The organism is Cohnella sp. SGD-V74 (assembly GCF_003001675.1).
GTDB lineage: Bacteria > Bacillota > Bacilli > Paenibacillales > Paenibacillaceae > Cohnella.
The window spans coordinates 1-19,856 of sequence record NZ_PVYW01000014.1 but is presented as its reverse complement, the minus strand read 5'-3'; the positions used below and the strand labels follow the sequence as shown (position 1 = coordinate 19,856).

Annotated in this window: 17 protein-coding genes; 14 read left to right on the top strand and 3 right to left on the bottom strand. The window is 58.5% G+C overall.

The genetic code is table 11. The features are described 5' to 3' along the window. Positions 1 to 87: 87 nt before the first annotated feature. The 4 genes from B0G52_RS20615 to B0G52_RS20600 all read left to right on the top strand — a co-directional run bounded on the left by B0G52_RS20615 (position 88) and on the right by B0G52_RS20600 (position 6,374). Complete coding sequence (locus B0G52_RS20615; protein ID WP_233162878.1) at positions 88 to 1,281, top strand: PP2C family protein-serine/threonine phosphatase; 1,194 nt, start codon at positions 88 to 90, stop codon at positions 1,279 to 1,281. Then, a complete protein-coding gene (locus B0G52_RS20610) occupies positions 1,278 to 4,964 on the top strand; it encodes a response regulator (protein WP_094047277.1) in 3,687 nt (1,228 codons plus the stop codon). The genes B0G52_RS20615 and B0G52_RS20610 overlap by 4 nt, the downstream gene beginning before the upstream one ends. Next, complete coding sequence (locus B0G52_RS20605; protein WP_094047276.1) at positions 4,961 to 5,818, top strand: CheR family methyltransferase; 858 nt, start codon at positions 4,961 to 4,963, stop codon at positions 5,816 to 5,818. Before B0G52_RS20610 ends, B0G52_RS20605 begins: the two co-directional genes overlap by 4 nt. 79 nt (positions 5,819 to 5,897) lie before the next feature. After that, positions 5,898 to 6,374 (top strand): hypothetical protein, encoded by a 477-nt coding sequence (locus B0G52_RS20600; protein WP_094047275.1) that lies wholly within the window; start codon positions 5,898 to 5,900, stop codon positions 6,372 to 6,374. A gap of 172 nt (positions 6,375 to 6,546) precedes the next feature. Here the strand turns inward: B0G52_RS20600 and B0G52_RS20595 are convergent, their stop codons facing one another. Further along, positions 6,547 to 7,767: an NAD(P)/FAD-dependent oxidoreductase gene (locus B0G52_RS20595; RefSeq protein ID WP_094047274.1), complete on the bottom strand. Its 1,221-nt coding sequence runs from the start codon at positions 7,765 to 7,767 to the stop codon at positions 6,547 to 6,549. Positions 7,768 to 7,898: 131 nt separating this feature from the next. Here B0G52_RS20595 and B0G52_RS20590 point away from each other — a divergent pair, with 131 nt between their 5' ends. The 4 genes from B0G52_RS20590 to B0G52_RS20575 all read left to right on the top strand — a co-directional run bounded on the left by B0G52_RS20590 (position 7,899) and on the right by B0G52_RS20575 (position 9,905). Continuing rightward, complete coding sequence (locus B0G52_RS20590; protein ID WP_094047273.1) at positions 7,899 to 8,228, top strand: STAS domain-containing protein; 330 nt, start codon at positions 7,899 to 7,901, stop codon at positions 8,226 to 8,228. A gap of 29 nt (positions 8,229 to 8,257) precedes the next feature. Further along, on the top strand, positions 8,258 to 8,698 hold the full coding sequence (rsbW, locus tag B0G52_RS20585) for an anti-sigma B factor RsbW (RefSeq protein WP_094047272.1): 441 nt from the start codon (positions 8,258 to 8,260) through the stop codon (positions 8,696 to 8,698). Continuing rightward, entirely contained in the window at positions 8,695 to 9,459 is a 765-nt protein-coding gene (locus B0G52_RS20580; protein WP_094047271.1) for a sigma-70 family RNA polymerase sigma factor, read from the top strand. The genes rsbW and B0G52_RS20580 overlap by 4 nt, the downstream gene beginning before the upstream one ends. A gap of 104 nt (positions 9,460 to 9,563) precedes the next feature. Then, a complete protein-coding gene (locus tag B0G52_RS20575; RefSeq protein WP_094047270.1) occupies positions 9,564 to 9,905 on the top strand; it encodes a hypothetical protein in 342 nt (113 codons plus the stop codon). A gap of 155 nt (positions 9,906 to 10,060) precedes the next feature. Here B0G52_RS20575 and B0G52_RS20570 read toward each other — a convergent pair whose 3' ends face one another. After that, positions 10,061 to 10,483 (bottom strand): YtxH domain-containing protein, encoded by a 423-nt coding sequence (locus B0G52_RS20570; protein WP_094047269.1) that lies wholly within the window; start codon positions 10,481 to 10,483, stop codon positions 10,061 to 10,063. A gap of 150 nt (positions 10,484 to 10,633) precedes the next feature. Here B0G52_RS20570 and B0G52_RS20565 point away from each other — a divergent pair, with 150 nt between their 5' ends. The 3 genes from B0G52_RS20565 (at position 10,634) to B0G52_RS20555 (ending at position 14,596) form a co-directional block, all read left to right on the top strand. Continuing rightward, positions 10,634 to 12,430: a phospholipid carrier-dependent glycosyltransferase gene (locus B0G52_RS20565; RefSeq protein WP_094047268.1), complete on the top strand. Its 1,797-nt coding sequence runs from the start codon at positions 10,634 to 10,636 to the stop codon at positions 12,428 to 12,430. Positions 12,431 to 12,469: 39 nt separating this feature from the next. Next, entirely contained in the window at positions 12,470 to 13,456 is a 987-nt protein-coding gene (locus tag B0G52_RS20560) for a glycosyltransferase family 2 protein (protein ID WP_094047267.1), read from the top strand. A gap of 120 nt (positions 13,457 to 13,576) precedes the next feature. Beyond that, on the top strand, positions 13,577 to 14,596 hold the full coding sequence (locus B0G52_RS20555; protein WP_094047266.1) for an asparaginase: 1,020 nt from the start codon (positions 13,577 to 13,579) through the stop codon (positions 14,594 to 14,596). 78 nt (positions 14,597 to 14,674) lie between these two features. On the opposite strand, the gene B0G52_RS20550 is transcribed toward B0G52_RS20555, so the two are convergent. After that, on the bottom strand, positions 14,675 to 15,544 hold the full coding sequence (locus tag B0G52_RS20550) for an AraC family transcriptional regulator (RefSeq protein WP_094047265.1): 870 nt from the start codon (positions 15,542 to 15,544) through the stop codon (positions 14,675 to 14,677). Between the two features lie 268 nt (positions 15,545 to 15,812). On the opposite strand from B0G52_RS20550, the gene B0G52_RS20545 reads away from it, so the two are divergent. From B0G52_RS20545 to B0G52_RS20535, 3 genes are read left to right on the top strand one after another with little or no spacing between them, the layout of a single operon-like run. After that, positions 15,813 to 16,994, top strand: a complete 1,182-nt coding sequence (locus B0G52_RS20545; protein ID WP_094047264.1) for a galactokinase — start codon at positions 15,813 to 15,815, stop codon at positions 16,992 to 16,994. 3 nt (positions 16,995 to 16,997) lie between these two features. Further along, positions 16,998 to 17,984, top strand: coding sequence for a UDP-glucose 4-epimerase GalE (gene galE / locus B0G52_RS20540; RefSeq protein WP_094047263.1), 987 nt, complete (start codon positions 16,998 to 17,000; stop codon positions 17,982 to 17,984). Between the two features lie 18 nt (positions 17,985 to 18,002). Further along, positions 18,003 to 19,595, top strand: coding sequence for a UDP-glucose--hexose-1-phosphate uridylyltransferase (locus B0G52_RS20535; RefSeq protein WP_094047262.1), 1,593 nt, complete (start codon positions 18,003 to 18,005; stop codon positions 19,593 to 19,595). Positions 19,596 to 19,856 lie beyond the last annotated feature (261 nt).

Sequence of the window (19,856 nt, the reverse complement as noted above, 5' to 3'; positions counted from 1 at the left end):
GGGAGCAAGCGGGAATAAGGAATGAGGGCGGAATTCCGCCGCTCATTCCTTATTCGCGTTTGTTGTTTGGGGAAGGTTCCAAATCGAATGGGTTACCAAGGAGCGGAGAAGATGACGGGGAAAATGACCGTGTTAATCGTAGACGACAATGCCATGAACGTGCTCGTCATCGAGGAAATGCTCAAACGGGAAGGGTACAAGCGGCTTCGCACCGCCCACTCGGCGGCGGAGATGTTCCGCTTGCTCGCGGGAGAAGAGGACGGAAGCTTGCCGGGAATGCCGCAAGTTGACCTGATTCTGCTCGATCTGATGATGCCGGAGATGGACGGGATCGAGGCTTGCCGCCGCTTGCAGGCGGACGCCCGGTACAAGGACATCCCGGTTATTATGGTGACGGCAGTCGGCGACTCCGTGAAGCTGGCGGAGGCGCTCGACGCCGGCGCGAGCGATTTCGTTACGAAGCCGATCAACAAGATCGAGCTGTTCGCCAGAATTCGCTCGGCGCTGAAGCTGAAGCGGGAATTGGACTGGCACAAGGAGCGCGACTACCGGCTTCGGCAGGAGCTGCAGCTCGCCCGCCAAGTGCAGGAGTCTGTGCTGCCGGACGAGGTGGAAGATTCCCGTATCCGTATCCGGGCCTATTATCAGGCTTCAGAGGAGCTTGCCGGGGATCTGTACGCCTGGCATCGGATCGACGACAGCCGCTGGGGAGTCGCGGTCATCGACGCGATGGGGCACGGCATTTCCTCTTCGCTGGTCAGCATGTTCATCGCTTCGATTTTGAAGGAGTCGATGAGGACGTTATGGTCGCCGGAGCGCGTATTCAAGGAGCTTAACCGGCGGCTGATGGGTCTGCAGTGGGAGAACGAACTCGTCCATTACTATTGCACAGGCATCTACGCGACGATCGATCTGGAAGTCGGCAAGCTGAATTACATCAACGCGGGGCATCCGCCCGGGTTCGTGTATCGTTCCGGAGGCGGGCATCCGGACAAGCTTCCCGTAAGCTGTCCCCCGCTGGGCCTGTTCGACAAGCTGGATCTGACGCCCAGAACGCTGGCGCTGTCACCCGGAGACGCCGTGTATTTGTTCACCGACGGCATCCTCGGTTCGTTCGAAGGAGAGGACGAGGATCGGCTCGGACAGTTGGCCGCTTTCCTGCGCCGCTTCGAAGGCGAGGCGGAGCTTGAGCGGCTCGTTCGGCGCGAATCGCTCGACGAGAGGTCCGACGATCGCTGCCTCGTCAAGATTGAACTGAGTCCGAGGAGAGTCCATTCATGAAAATCAAAACGAAATTAGGCATCGGTTACACATTGCTTCTGCTGTTGTTTGCCGGAATCACCTTATTCGGGTATTCGCAGCTTACCCGGATGAACAGCTCGCTGGAGCTTTTTTACGACAACCGATTCGAGAAAGTCAAAATCGCGCTGGCGGTGCGCGGCGAAGTGAACGCCTCCGGCCGCATTATGAACGATATGATGATCGGCGACCAGGACCCGTCCCAAGGGGTGGCGGACATCGCCAGAAGGCTCGGGGACGCCGAGCGGCAATACCGCATCCTGGAAAACATGCAGCTCGGAGCGGGAGAACTCGACTTGATCGGCAAGATCGAGCAGCTCACCGAACAGTACGGGGTCTCGGTCAGGCAGTTTATCGCCTACGTCAACGAGGGCAGGATCGAAGAAGCGAAGCAGCTGTATGCCGACAAGCTGCGCGGCGAACAGCGCGACGTCATCGATCTGATGGACGAGCTCGTGTCCGTTCAGGAAATTTCCTTGCGGGAGGAAATGGCGGATTCCAAGACGACGTACGATTGGTCGGTACGGATGGTCGCCGCGTTGACGGCGATCGGACTGCTGCTGGGACTGGCTATCGTAATGTGGGTGTTTCCGAGCATTAACCGGGGACTGAACCTGCTCGGACGAATGGCGGATCGGTTCTCCAGAGGGCGGCTGCGCAGCTTCGCCCGCATCGAAGTCCAGAGCAAGGACGAGCTGGGCGAGCTGGCTTTTCTGTTCAAGCGAATCGCCTTGGATTTGCAGGAGAAGAACGAGCGCGAGGCCCGGTTGGCGGAAGTTCAGAAGAGGCAGGCCAGAATCAACGCCCAACTGGCCCGGGTGACGGAGCTGCTGCAGGAGGGCTCCGATGCGAAGAGCGTCGCCCAGTCCTTCGTCGCCGAATTCGCCCCTGTGCTCGGCGCCTCCCACGGCTTGATCTACTTGTCCGAGTCTTCCGCGGACGACTCTCGTCTGGAGCTGGCGGGAACTTACGCGACGGCGACGGGAGACGGCGGGGAAGGCGCCGCCGTTCCGACGGCGATACGCTCCGGAGAAGGGCTGGCCGGGCAATGCTTCCGGGACGCCAGGCCGATCGCGGTCGATCAGGTGCCGAGCGGTTATTTCAAGATCGGTTCCGGACTCGGGGAGATCGAGCCGGGAAGCCTGATCGTGTATCCGGTCGTATACGACGATGCGGTCATCGGAGTCGTCGAGCTGGCATCCTTCACGTCCTTCACTCCCGAGAGCCGTGAGCTTCTGGAAGCGCTGTGCGAGAAGCTGGGCACGATTCTGAACAATATCCGTTCCCGTCGCCGCGTGGAGGAACTGCTGAGGGAATCGCAGGCGATGACCGAAGAGCTGCAGGTTCAATCCGAGGAGCTGGTATGCCAGCAGGAGGAATTGCGGGAGACGAACGACAAGCTGGAGAAGCGCCAGAGCGACTTGAAGAAATCGGAGCAGCGGCTGCAGCAGCAGCAGGAAGAGCTGGAGCACGCCAACCGGGAGCTGACGCTCAAGACGGTTGCGCTGGAGCAGCATGTAGAGCGCATGGAGCTGCAGAACAAGCAGATCGCGCAGGCGAACGCCGAGCTGGAACGCCAAGCTCTGCAGCTTGCGCTGACGACGAAATACAGGTCGGAGTTTCTGGCGAACATGTCGCACGAGCTGAGAACCCCGCTGAACAGCCTGCTCATTCTGTCGGAGTTCCTGACGGAAAACCGTGAAGGCAACTTGACGGAGAAGCAGCAGGAGTACATGAAGACGATTCATCTGTCGGGCACCGACCTACTGAAGATGATCGACGAAATTTTGGACTTGTCGAAGATGGACGCGGGCAAGATGGAGGTTCAGCCGGAATGGATGGTTCTGGACGATCTGTGGGCATTCCTGGAGCACCAGCACCGGCCGCTCGCCGACGCCAAGCGGCTGTCGTTCGGTTTTGCCCGCGAGGGCGAAGTTCCGGAGTCGATCCGGACGGACGGCTACAGGCTGAAGCAGATTATGCGCAACCTGCTGTCCAATGCGATCAAATTCACGGAAGCGGGGTCGGTGTCGCTAACGCTGCGCAGACCTCATCCGCGCGAGCTGGACCCGGCCAGAATGGACGAGGGGGCGGCATACGTTGCGCTGTCGGTAGCGGACACGGGCATCGGAATAGCGGAGGACAAGAGCGAGTTGATCTTCGAGGCGTTCCGCCAAGCGGACGGGACGACGAGCCGCAAATACGGAGGCACGGGACTGGGACTGACGATCAGCCGGGAGCTCGCCCATCTGCTCGGAGGCTGGATTCATCTGGAGAGCGAACCCGGCAAGGGCAGCTCGTTCACGCTCGTCGTTCCCGAAACCTATTCGGGGCCGACGGGCGCAGCCCAATCGGCGAACGGCGGCGCTGAATACGCCGCTTCGCATCCGGCTGACGCCGCGGCCGAATTAACGGCGGTCGCGGCGGAGCAGCCGGACGGCCCCGAACCGGCGGGCAGGCCCGAGGACGACCGGGGGTCCCTGGAGCCGGAAGACAAAGTGCTGCTGATCGTCGAGGATGACGTCAACTTCGCCAAGGTGCTGCTTGAGATGGCACGCTCGCGAGGCTTCAAGGCGATCGTCGAGCTGCAGGGGGACGAAGGGCTGGAAGCGGCGAAGGCGATCAAGCCCGACGCGATTCTGCTCGACATCCAGCTTCCGGTGACGGACGGCTGGTCCGTCCTGAGCGCGCTGAAGAACGATCCGGCGACGCGCCACATTCCGGTGCACGTCATCTCCGTGACCGAGCAGTCCACGCACGGATTGCGCATGGGCGCGATCGACCATCTCCGGAAGCCCGCTACGAGGGAGCAGTTGGAGAAAGTGTTCGTGAGCATCCGCGAGGTGCTCGACCGGATGCCCAAGCGCCTGCTGCTGATCGAGCGGGACGAGGAGACGCGACGTAGCCTGACCGAGCTCATCGTTCACGACGACGTAGCCGTTACCGCCGTAGGCGATGCGGATGACGCTTGGGAGAGGCTCCAGGAAGAGACGTTCGACTGCATCGTGATGGATTCCGGTCTTCCAGACGGAACGGGCGTCGAGCTGCTGAGGAAGATGCAGCAATCCGCCGAGCTGCTGAAAATTCCGGTGATCGTTCATTCGGACAGTGAAGACGATGAACGGACACTGAGGAAAATGAGGTATTTCGCCGATTCGATCGTGCTGAAGAACGTCAGATCTCCGGAGCGTCTGCTGGAGGAGACGGCGCTGTTCCTGCATCGGGTCGAAGCCGACTTGCCGGAGGACAAGCGCAAGCTGCTCGGCAAGCTGAACCGGGGCGAGGATGCGTTCGAGGGCAAGACGATTTTGCTGGTCGACGACGACGTGCGCAACGTGTTCGCCCTGTCCGGGGTGCTGGAGCATCGCGGCATGAAGGTGCTGACCGCGGAGAATGGAATCGAAGCACTGGGCAAGCTGGAGACGGAGCCGGCCATCGACCTGGTGCTCACGGACATTATGATGCCCGAGATGGACGGGTACGAGACGATGAGACGCATCCGCCAAAATCCGGAGTGGAGCAATCTGCCCGTCATCGCGCTCACGGCCAAGGCGATGAAGGACGACCGCAACAAATGCATCGAAGCGGGAGCGTCCGACTACATCACGAAGCCGGTGAACACGGACCAGTTGCTATCCTTGATGAGAGTGTGGCTGCACCGATGACGGAACGGGATAATCGGAACGACCGGAACGGCCAGGACGACGAGCTGGAGAGAATAGAGACCGCCCTGCTGCTGGAAGGCATCTATCAGAGGTACGGCTACGATTTTCGCAATTATGCGCATCCGTCCATCTACCGTCGCATCCGGCATCGGCTCAAGCTGGAAGGGCTGCCCGACATCTCCTCGCTGCTTGGCAGCGTTCTGCGCGACCCGGACGCCTTCCGTCGGCTGCTGAGCGATCTTGTCATTCCCGTGACGGAGCTGTTCCGGGATCCGGAGATGTTTCTGGCCTTTCGCAGAGACGTCGCCCCGGTGCTGCGGCGGCTTCCGTTCGTCCGTATCTGGCATGCGGGCTGCTCGACCGGAGAAGAAGTATACTCTTTGGCCGTCTTGCTGCACGAGGAAGGGCTGCTCGACAAGACGCGAATCTACGCGACGGACATTAACGAGGACGCTTTGCAGAGAGCGCGGGACGGCATGATTCCGATCGACCGGATGAAGCAGTATACGAGAAATTACCAAGCGGCCGGAGGGAAGCGGGATTTTTCCGCTTATTACGCCTCCAATCACGGCATCGTAATGCTCAAGCCTTTTCTACGGGAGAAAATCGTATTCGCCCGCCACAATCTGGTGACGGACAGCTCCTTTAACGAGTTTCATGTCGTCTTCTGCCGCAACGTCATGATTTACTTCAATCCGCAGCTGACGAATCAGGTGCATGGATTGTTTTACGAGAGCTTGGCCCCCGGAGGATTTCTCGTGCTGGGAGGCAAGGAGTCGCTCGCGTTTACGCCGATGGCGGAACGTTACGAGACGTGGAACGATACGCATCGGATCTACCGCAAGCTGCTGTGAGCCGTTCGCCGGTTCAAAGCGCGCCGCTCAGGGTATACCAATGATGAAGTCAAAATCCGACTTGAACGGAGGGATACTTATGACGGTTAACGTAGGAATATTCGGTCAGGAGGATCGGGTGCTGGAAGGGATTCGGATGCTTCGGGAGGCCGGAGCCGAGCCGGCGGACGTCCGCGTCGTCGTCGGCAACCGGGAGAACGCCCCGCTGCTTGCGTCCAGTCCCGACGTGAACCTGGAGGAACTGTACGAAATCCAGGCGACCCGGCGCCGCGATTACGACGAAGAGTGGGTGGCCGGCGTCGCTCCGCTATCCGCCTATCCCGCGGGCAACTTGACGGTAGGAAACGCGGCCCCCGGAGTCGTGGTAGCGGCGAGCGACGTCGGCGGCAACGACGGAACCGAGGACGTGCTGGCGGCAATCGGAATTCCGGAGCGTTATTGCGGATCATGCGCCGAAGCGATCGACAGCGGCGGATATTTGCTCGTCGTTGACGATTCGCGAGAGATCGGTGCGCGCCGCATTCTCGATCAGGCGGGCGCGACAACGCCGGACTGACGGGTCGTCGCGTAGATAGCGACGAGAGACTTGCGCACAAGCGTTGACGATACACGGACGGACTGGACGACGAATAGACTCGGATCACGAACAGACATAGACGGCCTGGCAGCCCCTTGGCGATTTACCGCGATACGCGGAGCGCCAAGGGGCTGCTTGGCGAAGAGCCGGATCACACGGAGGCGGCGACGGCGCGATCCGGACGGACGATGCGCCCGATCGGGTTCGGCAAGCCGAGAATACGGTCGCGTATGATTTCCGCTCCCATGCAGCTGTAGATCGTCCCGTTTCCTCCGTATCCCAGGCAATAATGCTGACCGGGGCGTTCGGGATCTTCGCCGAGCCAGGGCAGTCCGTCCGCCGATTCCCCGAACGTCGCATTCCACTCCCAGCGAATTTCCGGAGAATAGCCGGGAAACAACTGACGAAGCTCGGACAGCAATCGCATCGAGTGCGCGCGCAGCTCTTGCTCCGAGAGCAGGGGCTGGCGAACGTTTTCGTCCAATCCTCCGATAATGATCCGGTTGTCCCCCGTCGTTCTGGCATACAAATAAGGTCTGTCCGTCTCCCAGATCAACATCCGCTCGTTCCATTCCGCCAGAGACGGAAGCGGGTTCGTCACGATCGCGTAAGAGCGTTTGAGCCTGGCTTTCACCCAGCGTCCGCCGGCCGTTTCCGGCGCATACCCGACGGCGTACACAACATGCTCCGCTTCGATCGAGCCGTTGTCGGTCCGCACGACATAGCCGCGCTCCGCCGGCCGAACATCGAGCATTTTCGTATGCTCATACGGCCGCAAGCCTTGTTTGACCGCTTCTTCGGCCAGCGCGTGCACGAAGAGGTACGGATTAAGCTCCGCGTCGCCGCGAGTGACGATCGCTGCCGCTTTACGGAACGGAAAGTGCGCCGCGATCCGCTCTTCGTCCCACCACTCGGCATCGAAGCCATTCCGGGACAACGTCTCGTATTCCTCGCGAAGGGCGTCCGCATCGCCGTCCTTGGACGCATAATAGAGACTGCTGCGCCGTTTGAACCCGACGTCTCGGGGCAGCTTCTCCGCGATATCGGCGATTTTCTCCGCGGCATGCTTGCAGGCCCGATAGAACCGCACGGCGTCCGCTTCTCCCAGCGTCCGCGCAAACTCGCTCAGCATCGTATCGTTGGAATACTGAAGCAGGCCGGTATTGGCGGACGTGCTTCCGGAAGCGATGCGCTGCTGCTCGATCAGCGCCGTCTCGATGCCGCCGGCGGCCAGGACGTAACCGCAGAGCACCCCGGACATTCCGCCGCCGATGACGACGACCCTTGCGTTGATGTCGCCGCGCAATTCGGGATAGCTGACAGGTTGGGCCAACGAATTCGGCCAGTACAAAGACCCGAAATACAAGGACATAACGATTCTCCTCCGATCCAGATTAGGTTTCCGCATCCGTTAACCGTTATTCGGCCTGTTTCAATCTTGGCGAATACGGGTTATAACAGGATTGGAGAGTTATTTTTACGAGAAGCGAGGGGAAATTGTACATGCCAATGGAGAAACTTTCGCTCCGAACGGAGCATACGGAAGACCGGACGATCGTACACATCGGGGGCGAATTCGACCTGGAGGCCGCAAGCCGCATGCGCGCGGCTCTGAACTCGTTGATCGAGCAAGCGGACAGAAGGATTACCCTGGATATCCAACAGTTGAAATACATCGACAGCACCGGCATCGGGATTTTGATTTCCCTGGCCAAGGCGCTTCACGCGCGCAACGTATCGTTCGACGTCGTACATATTCCTTCCCATATCCGCAAGCTGTTCGATATGACGGGAATAACTCCATTTCTGATGAAGCCGGAATCGTCGATATGAGTACGAAGAGAGGAATGAGGATAGATTCCATGGTAAACGAAAGAGTCGTTACGTTAAGCATTCCCGCGCTGCCCGAGTACGTGGACCTGGTTCGTCTGACCCTGTACGGAATCGCGACCAAGCTCAAGTTCACGTTCGAGGAAATCGAAGACATGAAGGTTGCGGTATCCGAGGCGTGCAACAATGCGGTTCTGCATGCATACGGGGACCTGAGCGGGAACATCGAAGTGACGTTCCAGACGTTAGGCGAAGAGTTGGTCATTACGGTCAAGGACTTCGGCAAAAGCTTCGTCGTCGACGAGAGCAAGGAAGCGCCTGTAATGCACGGCAAAGAAATCGACGAGATCCAGTCGGGCGGATTGGGGCTATATCTGATGCAGGCGCTGATGGACCGCGTGGAAGTCAAGCAGGACGGCGGAACCGCGGTTACGTTATCTAAGAAAAGGCTGGCCTCCGAAGAGACTGCATGAGCGTATCCCATTCCGAGCGTCTGCCCGACGACGCGATTGCGATACTGCTGGAGTATCAGCGAACGTTATGCGCCGAATTGGCCGAGAAGCTGATCAGGCATTACGAGCCGATGGTCAAAGTGGCGGCGAACAAGATGTCGCGGAATCGGCCGGATCTGTTCGACGATCTGTTTCAGGTCGGCCAGATGTCCCTGTTCCGGCTGCTGAAGCAGTTCGATCCGAACCTCGGCATGCCGTTCGAGCCTTACGCGATGAAGAGCATGATCGGCCATATGAAAAACTACCTGCGGGACAAATCCTGGTACATCCAAGTGCCGAGAAGGATCAAGGAGATGAGCTTGGTCGTTCAAAATACGATCGACGAGATGACGACCGAGCTGGAGCGGTCTCCGAACGTAGAGGAGATCGCGGAGCGGCTCGGCATCGGAGTCGAAGAGACGCTGGAGATTTTGGCCGGGAGGGACTTATACCATTACGTATCGCTCGACACGCCGACGACGGACGACGACAACGCGGCCGTCCTTGGGGATCTGATCGGGTCCCCCTCCGACGACTATGAAGCGCTGGAGCGGAAGCTCGATCTCCGGGAGGCGATGGAGCATCTTCAGCCGGAGGAGCGGACGGTGCTGGACCTCGTATTCGAAGCCGGACTGTCCCAGCGAACGATCGCGGACAAGCTCGGCGTATCGCAGATGAGCATCTCCCGAATTCAGAAGCGGGCCATCGACAAGCTGAAGCCGTTCGTCCGGAAGCTGGAGTAAAGCAGGGGCGAAAAAGGAGCTGCGGGGCCCGTTTCATCCTCTCCCGAACGGTGTAATTAGCCGTAACGGAAGCTTTAATCCTTCCGTAGAAGGAGAGGGTGAACATGACTGTCAAATATCAAATCGCATTTTCCGAGAGCGACGTGTTCGTACTGGAGAAGGGCGGAGAGTTCCACCTGACGATCTGTTCCCGCGTGAATCCGCTCGGCTTCGGCAATCAGCTGGCGGTATACTCCAAGTTCGGGGAGGCCGTGGACGCGGCGGAGAAGTTCTGCAAGCTGTACGAGCTGACCCGGCAATACGGCTATCACTTGAAAGGCTCCAGCTTTTTGAAGGAAGACTGCGAACCGTTGTTCGTCCCGGCGCTGCTGGAGGACGATACGACCGTCGATACGTTGCGGGCCGCGCTCGAGGCCGACAAAGTCCCGCATGAGGCAAGCGGCTGACGTTCTTGATTTCATCGCATGAGCAATCAAAGCAATCTGCAGGAGTTGTCCCATCCAGTATGGGGCAGCTCTTTTATTTTCAATCTCAAAAGTGGCTTGGCAACGAAAAATGACGGCGAAGGGATTCGTTTCCCTTACGCCGCCATTCCTTCATTTTATCGGTTCTGGATAGGGTCGTTCACGAGTCCGTCCTCTTCGAGCTCGCTTTCGGTTTTCATTTGCTTCATTTCCTTGCCCATTTTCTGCATGTCCTTGAAGTCCTGGACCATGGATCCGTTGCGGACGCTGTCGACCGTTTTGGCGCCCTGTTCTTGAATCTCTTCCTTGACCTCGGTCAAGATGGAACGGGTTTTGTCCGCGATATCGGCCGTTTTCCGTCCGACCTGCTGGGCCAGCTCCAGCGTTTTGCCGCCGGCGTCGGCGACAAACTGCTTCGTTCGGTCCTGCACGGACGAGTAACGGTCCCGGATATCCTTGCGCAGCTCCTTGCCGGATTTGGGAGCGAGCAGCAGCGCGGCCGCCGCCCCGATCATGCCCCCGATCACGACTCCTTTAATCGCTTGTTTCGTTTCCGCCATAGCGTATTCCTCCTTGATTAGGGATGATACGGTGCCTGATTTGAATTACCCGATTTGGACAAAATGAATCGCGCTCTTTCCAGAGAGCGACGGTTCGTCTACAATAGGGACAGGAAAAAACTGTCGTAAAAATCGAAAGCGAGGACGGAAATGGACTATCATGAGACTGCCCGATCCGCTCCGGTGCAATGGGGCAGGGCATCCTCCCATCACCGCGAGGATCGGCGGTGGACGCCGTTAGACCTTATATTGGTCGTGCTTCTTACCGCGATTTCAGCGATTATGACTTTTACCGATCTGGGTAACCGCACCGCGCCCCAGACGTTCTGGATGCCGGGCAAGGCGGGGGATTATTTCACCGTCGATTTCGGCGAAGCTAGGAAGGTCGACAGGCTTAACCTGTACGAGGGACCCGGGGCCAAAGGCGAGACGAATATCGAATGGTCGTTGGACGGGCAAAAATGGGAATCCTATGCGAAAGTCGAGCATAAGACGAATCGCGTATTTACGTGGAAGTCGGAAGACAAGTCGGTCGAGGCGCGTTATATGAAGTTTACGACCGTTCGTACCGGCTATCGTCTGTACGAAGCGGCATTCTTCACGAAGGGCGTCGAATCCATTCCGATTCCGGTCATGAACATCGAGTCCGGAAGCGGCAATTCGGCGGGCTCGGAAGGCGGCGGCCAAGAGGTGTTCGACGAGCAGCAATGGGCGCCTTATCGGTACGATTATCGCAACAGCATGTATTTCGACGAAATTTACCACGGTCGCACGGCTTACGAATTCATCGAGGTGATGGAGCCGTACGAGAACACGCACCCGCCGCTGGGCAAAATCATTCTCGAAGTCGGCGTTCGCATGTTCGATATGACTCCTTACGGCTGGCGTTTCATGGCCGGCATCGTCGGCACGCTGATGGTGCCGCTCTTCTACGCCGTTGCCAAAGGAATGTTCGGACGGACGAGATACGCGGCGCTGGCGGCTCTGCTGCTTGTGCTCGAAGGTTTCCATCTCGTGCATTCCCGTTCGGCCAACGTGGACATTTCGGGCGTGACGTTTACGATTCTGATGTTTTACGGCATGCACCGGTTCGGAGAGACGAAGTGGCAGAACGGCGGCTTTAAGCGGGCGCTCGGCTATCTCGCGCTTAGCGGGTTGTTCTTCGGCGCGGCCGCGGCGGTCAAGTGGAACTATCTGTACGGGGGAGCGGGACTGGCGATTTTGCTGGCGTTCGCGCTCGTCCGCCGCTGGCGGGAAGGACGGATGGCCGGCGACTTCGATACCGCGCGGCGCATCGTGCTGACGCTGATGGCTTGCGTCATTTTCTACGTGGCGGTTCCGGTTGGAGTCTATTCGGCGACGTACGCGCCGTTCATCAAGGCGACGAAGGCGGACGACAGCTACAAGGACTTGTGGCAGTTCCAGAAAAATATGTACGACTATCACAAAGGCGTCAAGGAAGATCATCCTTACGCTTCGAAATGGTATACTTGGCCGCTCATGCTCCGACCGGTCTGGTACTACGGCGGCAAGGATCTCGACAAAGGCGAGGCCCAGAGCATCGCGGCGATTGGCAATCCGCTCATCTGGTGGGGGGGACTGGCGGCGCTGCTTGCGTCATGGTGGCTCGGCTTCAGGCGAAGAGATCGTATCGTGCTGACGCTGACGGTCGCTTACTTAAGCTTTTACGTCCCGTGGATGATCGCGCCTCGAAGCATTACGTTCCTGTATCATTACTTCCCGATGGTGCCGCTGTTGATTTTGTCCATCGTCTGGATGCTCCGTTGGTTCGAGGAACGCAGCTACAACGGGCGCAGAGTGACGCTTGCGTTCGGAATCGCGGCGGCGGGGCTGTTCGTCTGGTTCTACCCGGTCTATACCGGAATAACGATCAGCCGGGAATGGATGAACGTGATGATCCGCTGGCTTCCAAGCTGGGGCTTCTAAATCCGCTTTTGATCACGAAGATTGAAGGGAGATTAAATCGTGCAGAAAGGCTGTTTTCTTTCCGTTGTCGTTCCGATGTACAACGAGGAAGAAGTGATCGAGGTTACGTACCGCCGTCTGAAGACGGTGCTGGACAAACTGGGGGAGACGTACGAGATCGTGTTCGTGAACGACGGAAGCCGCGATCGGACGGCGGACATCGTACGCTCCTTGTGCGCCGAAGACCGCCGCGTCAAGCTGGTGGAATTCTCGCGCAACTTCGGCCATCAGATCGCAGTGACGGCCGGGATGGATCATGCGTCCGGCAGAACGGTCGTGCTGATCGACGCCGACTTGCAGGACCCTCCCGAGCTGATCGCCGACATGGTCGCCAAGTGGCGCGAAGGCTACGATGTCGTCTACGGCAAGCGGATTGAGAGGAAAGGGGAGTCGTGGTTCAAGAAATTGACGGCGGCGGCTTTCTATAGGCTGCTGCGTTCGATGACTTCCGTGAACATTCCCGTGGACACGGGCGACTTCCGCCTGATGGACCGCAAGGTAAGCGATGCGTTGACTTCGATGCGCGAGCGCAGCCGCTTCATTCGCGGTCTTGTCAGCTGGGCGGGATTTAAGCAGACTTCGGTAGACTACGTACGGGACGAGCGGTTCGCGGGAGAGACGAAGTATCCGCTGCGCAAAATGATCCGGCTGTCGCTGGACGCGATGACCTCGTTCTCCACGAGGCCGCTCAAGATCGCCAGCGTGCTCGGCTTCGTGCTGTCGGCCGTAGGTTTCGTTTATCTGTTCGTCGTGCTGTACCAGCGCTTGTTCACCGACACGACGACGCAGGGCTGGACTTCGATGATCGCGATCAGCCTTCTGTTTCACGGCATTACGCTATCGCTGCTTGGCGTGCTGGGAGAATATATCGGCCGGACCTACGAGGAATCGAAAGGGCGTCCGCTGTATCTGGTAGCCGAGGCGGTGAATTTCGGGGAAGAAACGGAAATTTCTCGGGAGAGGGAGGCCGCTGGAACGATTCGTTAAGCGAGCGCCAAATTCGACCGGAGAGGGCATACTTATAAATAGGGACGACCGAAATCCAGACGGCGACGTCTGGTTTTTTGTCTGCGCCAGGCATAGACATCGAAAGGATGAACAGTCGTCATGAGTACGAATTTGATACCGGCGGACGTTGCGCTGTTGATTATGAATAGAGGCGGCAAGCCGGAAAACGTTCATAGAGGAAGGATAGCAGTCGTATCGGCGAAGGACGGTAAGATGCTGCAAGCGTGCGGAGACGCGGAAGAGTCCGTCTATGTTCGTTCGACAGCCAAGCCGATTCAGGCGATCGCGTCGCTGCTTGACGGAACGGCCCAAACCTACGGCTTCGAGGAGCGCCATTTGGCGCTGCTCGCGGCATCGCACCGGGGAAGCCGCGAGCAGATGGAAGTGCTGGAGGAGATCGTTGCGCGAACGGGGCTGGACGAGGAATTGCTTGCCATCCAGCCTACGTTGCCGGTAGGGCGGCGGTCGAGAGACGAATATGTCGCTGCCGGAGGCAAACCCCGCAAGCTGTTTCATACGTGCGCAGGCAAGCATCTGGGCGTGTTGGCTTGGAGCAAGCTGAAGGGGTGGCCGCTTGAAGGCTACATCCGCCCGGGTCATCCGGCGCAACAGGAAATCATTCGCCGCATCAAGCTATGGGCGGAAGTGGAAAGCGAGCAGGAGACGATCGGCAAAGACGGCTGCGGCTTTCCCGTCGCCGCGCTGCCGCTGCGCTCGCTTGCCCTGGCTTACGGACGGCTCGCTTCTCCCGAGCTTGCCGCGAATCGCGGCGCGGCCGAAGCGGCGGGACGGATGGCTGCGGCGATGAACGCTTATCCCGAGCTCGTCGAAGGTCGTTACCGGCTGGCCAGCCTGCTGCTAGAAGATCCGAACATCGTCGCTAAGAGCGGTGCGCACGGCGTATTCGCGTTTGGGCTTCGGCGCGAGCGGATCGGTGTAGCCTTGGCGGTAACCGACGGTACGGAGGTGGCCTGGCCGCACATCGTCAAAGCTGTGCTCAAGCGGATTGGCGGCGCTTCGGACGAAACGTTGCTTAAGCTGGATCGGACGTTCCCCGACGAGTTCCTCAACGATGCGAAGGAAGTCGCGGGAAGATGGGAGCCTGTATTCGCCTGGTAACTTCCCGGCTCATTGACTCGGTCCCCTCGCGGACTCACTTGTCCCATGCCGACTTATCTGTACCGCCCTTCGCTCGCTTTATTTCTTCTTCAACGCATCGCCGACGGCAGATCTGTACTCCGTCGGCGATTGCGCGTACCAGCGTCGGAATTGCTTGGAGAAGTACAGAGCATCCTGAAAGCCGACCGACGAAGCGATTTGCTCCACCGTGAGCTCCGGTCGCTCGCGAAGCAGCCTCCTCCCCTGATCAACGCGCAGCTTCGTCAGGAAAGTCGCCGGAGAAACGCCGGCGTGCTGCTTGAACATGCGGGACAAATACGCGCGATTGTAGCCCAGCGCCTCGGCCATCCCTTCGATGGTGATCGGTTCCGCGTATTGCGTGGACAAGTAGCCGATGACTTGGCGGGCTAATTCTTCGCTATGCGTGCCTGGGCGAGGAAGGGCCGGCGCGGAATCCCCGGAAGCTTCGCGAAGACTGGCCAGCAGCAGATGCAGATGGCCCGATGCGGCGAGAGACGCGGAACCGCTTCGTTCCCTGAACGCTTCGAAGATCGCGCGGCACCTCTCTCCCGGAGTTTTATTTTCTCCCGTATGCGTCCAAGGCCGTTCCGGATCGAAGCCCGCATCTCTTACGAGCGCCTCCGCTCCCGAACCGGAGAAAGCAACCCAGCGATACCTCCACGGGTTCATCTCATCCGATACATAATGAAACAATTTGCCCGGGTAGATGAGGAAGCTGTCCCCCGGCCCAAGCGCGAGCTCGACGTCTCCCATGCGAAACACCCCCCGACCGGACAGCACGTGATGAAGCAAATAATAATCGACCACCTTGGGCCCGATACGGTGCTGCGTGTTCGTCTGGCTGTCTCCGGCGAATAGAACGGTCAACTCCCCCTTCCGAAATCCGAAGGGATTGGACGCGACGCGGTAGGTCGCTTGCTTGGCCATCGTAACGCTTCCTTTCTTCCCGTGACTTCTCTTGCCTCGAACTCCTCGTGATTTCCCTGTGGCTTCTCTTCCTCAGGCCTCGAACCCCTCGTGACTTCCCCGTAACTCTTCCCAATCTTATCTGATTATACCATGACAATTTTAATCTTCCTTTCCCGAAAGTCACATTTCTCCATATGATGAGCATTTCATGCCATTTCGGATTTCTCCGGATTATCGCTATAATAAGATCAAACGAAGAACTAATCGGAGGAGAGATGGATTCCTTATGGCACAGCTTACGGAGTTGAAAAAGCGGTTCGTAGAGCAATTCGGCGGGGATGCTTCAATCATAACGGCGTTTCAGGCGCCTGGACGGGTTAATCTGATCGGCGAGCATACCGACTACAACGGAGGAGCCGTTTTTCCGGCGGCGCTCACGTTCGGCACGACGCTGCTGATCGCTCCGCGCGAGGATCGCAGGCTTGGTTTCGCGTCGACGAATTTCCCGGCGGAAAAGGAAGTTTCTCTGGATGAAGTCGCGTTTAACGAGGAAGACGATTGGGCGAATTATCCGAAGGGCATCGTGTGGGAGCTGAAGCAGCGCGGTATCGAACTGAGCCGCGGATATAATTTTCTGTATCACGGCGAAATTCCGAACGGATCGGGACTATCCTCCTCCGCTTCCATCGAAGTCGTAACGGCGTACGCCCTGCTGATTCTCGAAGGCAAGCCGACGGACACGGTGCAGATCGCGCTCTGGTCGCAGCATGCGGAGAACGAATTTATCGGCGTCAAATGCGGCATCATGGATCAATTCGCGGTGGCCAACGGCCGCAAGGACCATGCCATTCATCTCGATTGCGACACGCTTAAATACGAACTGGTGCCCTTCCGCTCCGGCGATTATAAGCTGGTCATCGGCAATACGAACAAACGCCGCGGGCTGGTCGATTCCAAGTACAACGAGCGTCGCTCGCAGTGCGAGCAAGCGGTTGTGGATCTTCGCGCCGCTTTCCCGGAGCTGACGCTGCTCGGTCAGCTGACTCTGCAGCAATTCGAGGACAACGCTCATCTGATCGCGGACGAAACGGTTCGCCGTCGGGCGCGCCACGTCGTGGAAGAGATCGACCGCGTCGGTCGTTCCATCGAAGTGCTGAACAAGGATGACTTGGCCGCTTTCGGCCAATTGATGAACGCTTCGCACGATTCGCTGCGCGATCTGTACGAAGTGACGGGAGAGGAACTCGACGCGATGGTCGATGCGGCCCGTTCGGTGCCCGGCGTGCTCGGTTCGCGCATGACGGGAGCCGGGTTCGGCGGATGCACAGTATCGCTCGTACACCAGGATTCCGTGGAACGCTTTATTTCCGAAGTGGGCGAGAAATACGAAGCCGCTACCGGTCTTAAGCCGGCGTTCTACGTGTGCGATATCGGTGACGGAGTCGGAGAACTGAAAGGGGAGGCGTAAGCGATGGCGGTATTGGTTACGGGAGGCGCGGGCTACATCGGCTCGCATGCGGTTGCGGCATTGTTGGAAAAGGGAGAACAGGTCGTCGTCGTCGACAATCTGTATCAAGGCCATAGGGACGCGGTGCTGGGCGGCAAGTTCTATGAAGGGGACCTGCGCGACAGCGAATTCCTGGCGAAGGTGTTTCAAGAGAACGACATTGACGGCGTTATCCATTTCGCGGCGAATTCCCTCGTCGGCGAGAGCATGAAGGACCCGGGCAAGTACTATCACAACAACGTGTACGGAACGCTGTGCCTGCTCGAGCAGATGCAGAAAGCGGGCGTATCCCGCATCGTGTTCTCTTCTACTGCGGCCACTTACGGAGAGCCGGAACGCGTGCCGATCGACGAGTACGACCGGACCGTGCCGACGAACGCATACGGGGAGACCAAGCTGTCGATGGAGAAAATGATCCGCTGGTTCGACGTTGCCCACGGCATCAAGTTCGTATCGCTGCGCTACTTCAACGCGGCGGGTGCGCACGAGTCGGGCAAAATCGGCGAAGACCACAATCCGGAATCGCATCTCGTGCCGCTCGTGCTCCAAGTCGCGCTGGGACAGCGCGAGTTCATCTCGGTGTTCGGCGACGACTATGCGACCGAAGACGGCACCTGCATTCGCGACTATATCCACGTCAGCGACCTTGCGGACGCTCATATTTTAGCGCTGGAACGGCTTCGGCAAGGCGGAGAGAGCGCGATCTACAACTTGGGCAGCGGCAACGGCTACTCGGTTAAGCAAGTCATCGACGTATCGCGCGAAGTGACGGGCCATCCGATTCCGGCGAAGATCGAAGCTCGCAGAGCCGGAGACCCGGCGGTGCTGATCGCGTCTTCGAATCGCGCGCGTCAAGAGCTGGGCTGGTCGCCGAAACGCGACAAGCTCGAAGCCATCGTCAAGAGCGCTTGGGAGTGGCACCGCGTGAACCCGAACGGCTACAAAAAGTAACAAGGGGAGGATTATCGCATGAACGGATCGACAACGACCCCTGAACCGGCGGAAGAGCGTGAATTGGCGGGAGCGATTCAGAAGCTGACGGCGTTCGCTCTTCATCAAGGACTGATCGACTCGCTCGACGTGGACGACGCTCGCAATCGTCTGCTCGATTTGTACGGCGTGAAGGAGCCGGCGGAAGGAGAACTGCCATCTGCGGAAGAGCTGCCGGACAGCCCGGTTCCTCTGCTCGAGCCGCTTCTTGATGCAGCTGCCGCACAAGGACTCGTACCCGACGATACGCTGACCTATAGAGATCTATTCGACGCCCGCATTATGGGGCTGTTCATGCCGCGGCCTTCGGAAACGAATCGTCGTTTCCGCGAGCTGACGGCGGAGGGCGGCGTCGCCCGCGCGACGGACTGGTTCTACAAGCTGAACATCGATTCCAACTACATTCGCATGGACCGGATCAAGAAGAACGGATATTGGAAGCATCGCACTCCGGACGGCGAGCTCGAAATTACGGTAAACCTCTCGAAGCCCGAGAAGGATCCGCGGGAAATTGCGTTGCTCAAGTCTCTGCCGCAATCCCACTATCCGAAATGTTTGCTGTGCAAAGAGAACGTCGGTTACGCGGGACGGCCGGACCATCCGGCCAGACAAAATTTGCGCATTCTGCCATTAACGCTGCAGGGTGAAGATTGGTTCTTCCAGTACTCGCCATACGTGTACTACAACGAACACAGCATCGTCTTCTGCGGCGAGCACATCCCGATGAAAATCTCGCCGGCGACTTTCAGCCGTTTGCTGGATTTCGTCGAGCAGTTCCCGCACTACTTTATCGGCTCCAATGCCGACTTGCCGATCGTAGGCGGCTCGATTTTGAATCACGACCATTTCCAGGCAGGCCGTCACGTCTTCCCTATGGAGACGGCTCCTGTGACGGAATGGCGCGAATATGGCAAGCATCCCGAAGTTTCTCTCGGAATCGTGCAATGGCCGATGTCCGTTCTCCGCTTGCGGTCCAGCAATCGCCAGGCGATGTTGGACGCCGCATCCGCAATTCTCGCGGATTGGCGCGGTTACAGCGACCCCGCCGCGGATATATTCTCTTTCAGCGAGAAAGACGGCGCGCGCGTCGAGCATAACACGATCACTCCGATCGCGCGGTTTAAGGACAACGGCGCGTACGAGCTCGACCTCGTGCTTCGCAACAACCGTACAAGCGACGAACATCCGGACGGCATTTTCCATCCGCATAAAGAGCTGCATCACATTAAAAAAGAAAACATCGGCCTCATCGAGGTCATGGGGTTGGCAGTGCTTCCGGGCCGCTTGCAAGACGAATTGAGCCGAATCTCTGATATTTTGACGGGAAAAATGCCTTACGACGAGGCTGCGATTGCCGATGCCGACCACCCTTTGAACAAACATGCCGATTGGATTTCGACGCTGGTCGACCGGTACGGAACGGACGGCTCCGAACAAGCAGTGAGCCTTCTCCTTCAAGCCGACGTCGGTGACATATTTTACTCGGTGCTTCAAGACGCGGGCGTGTACAAGTCGGACGAAGAGGGCCGGGCCGCCTTCGAAAGATTCCTGGCAAGATTCGTAAAGGCGTAATTCACGCTAATTCTGAATAAGCCGCTGCGAGATGCCAAACAAAGATAGCGAGATTGAAAAAAACAAAACTTACAACGGTTGGACTGGGGGAAATCCCGGTCCGGCCGTTTTTGTTTATGCCGCTGCTGCCCGGACCTTACGCTCGCGAAGCATGCCGTATTCGTTTAACGTGTAAATCGTCGTGCAGGAGGCAAGCATCAGGCTGGAAAGCGTCTCGATAAAATGATGAGAGTAGTTGCTTCGGAACCGGTACTCGTAATA

Coding starts and splice junctions, on each gene's coding strand:
- B0G52_RS20565 (WP_094047268.1), top strand. CDS start 10,634: ATGGACTATCATGAGACTGCCCGATCCGCTCCGGTGCAATGGGGCAGG.
- B0G52_RS20535 (WP_094047262.1), top strand. CDS start 18,003: ATGAACGGATCGACAACGACCCCTGAACCGGCGGAAGAGCGTGAATTG.
- B0G52_RS20570 (WP_094047269.1), bottom strand. CDS start 10,483: ATGGCGGAAACGAAACAAGCGATTAAAGGAGTCGTGATCGGGGGCATG.
- B0G52_RS20600 (WP_094047275.1), top strand. CDS start 5,898: ATGACGGTTAACGTAGGAATATTCGGTCAGGAGGATCGGGTGCTGGAA.
- B0G52_RS20580 (WP_094047271.1), top strand. CDS start 8,695: ATGAGCGTATCCCATTCCGAGCGTCTGCCCGACGACGCGATTGCGATA.
- B0G52_RS20590 (WP_094047273.1), top strand. CDS start 7,899: ATGCCAATGGAGAAACTTTCGCTCCGAACGGAGCATACGGAAGACCGG.
- B0G52_RS20610 (WP_094047277.1), top strand. CDS start 1,278: ATGAAAATCAAAACGAAATTAGGCATCGGTTACACATTGCTTCTGCTG.
- B0G52_RS20550 (WP_094047265.1), bottom strand. CDS start 15,544: ATGGCCAAGCAAGCGACCTACCGCGTCGCGTCCAATCCCTTCGGATTT.
- B0G52_RS20555 (WP_094047266.1), top strand. CDS start 13,577: ATGAGTACGAATTTGATACCGGCGGACGTTGCGCTGTTGATTATGAAT.
- rsbW (WP_094047272.1), top strand. CDS start 8,258: ATGGTAAACGAAAGAGTCGTTACGTTAAGCATTCCCGCGCTGCCCGAG.
- B0G52_RS20595 (WP_094047274.1), bottom strand. CDS start 7,767: ATGTCCTTGTATTTCGGGTCTTTGTACTGGCCGAATTCGTTGGCCCAA.
- B0G52_RS20615 (WP_233162878.1), top strand. CDS start 88: ATGGGTTACCAAGGAGCGGAGAAGATGACGGGGAAAATGACCGTGTTA.
- B0G52_RS20545 (WP_094047264.1), top strand. CDS start 15,813: ATGGCACAGCTTACGGAGTTGAAAAAGCGGTTCGTAGAGCAATTCGGC.
- galE (WP_094047263.1), top strand. CDS start 16,998: ATGGCGGTATTGGTTACGGGAGGCGCGGGCTACATCGGCTCGCATGCG.
- B0G52_RS20575 (WP_094047270.1), top strand. CDS start 9,564: ATGACTGTCAAATATCAAATCGCATTTTCCGAGAGCGACGTGTTCGTA.
- B0G52_RS20605 (WP_094047276.1), top strand. CDS start 4,961: ATGACGGAACGGGATAATCGGAACGACCGGAACGGCCAGGACGACGAG.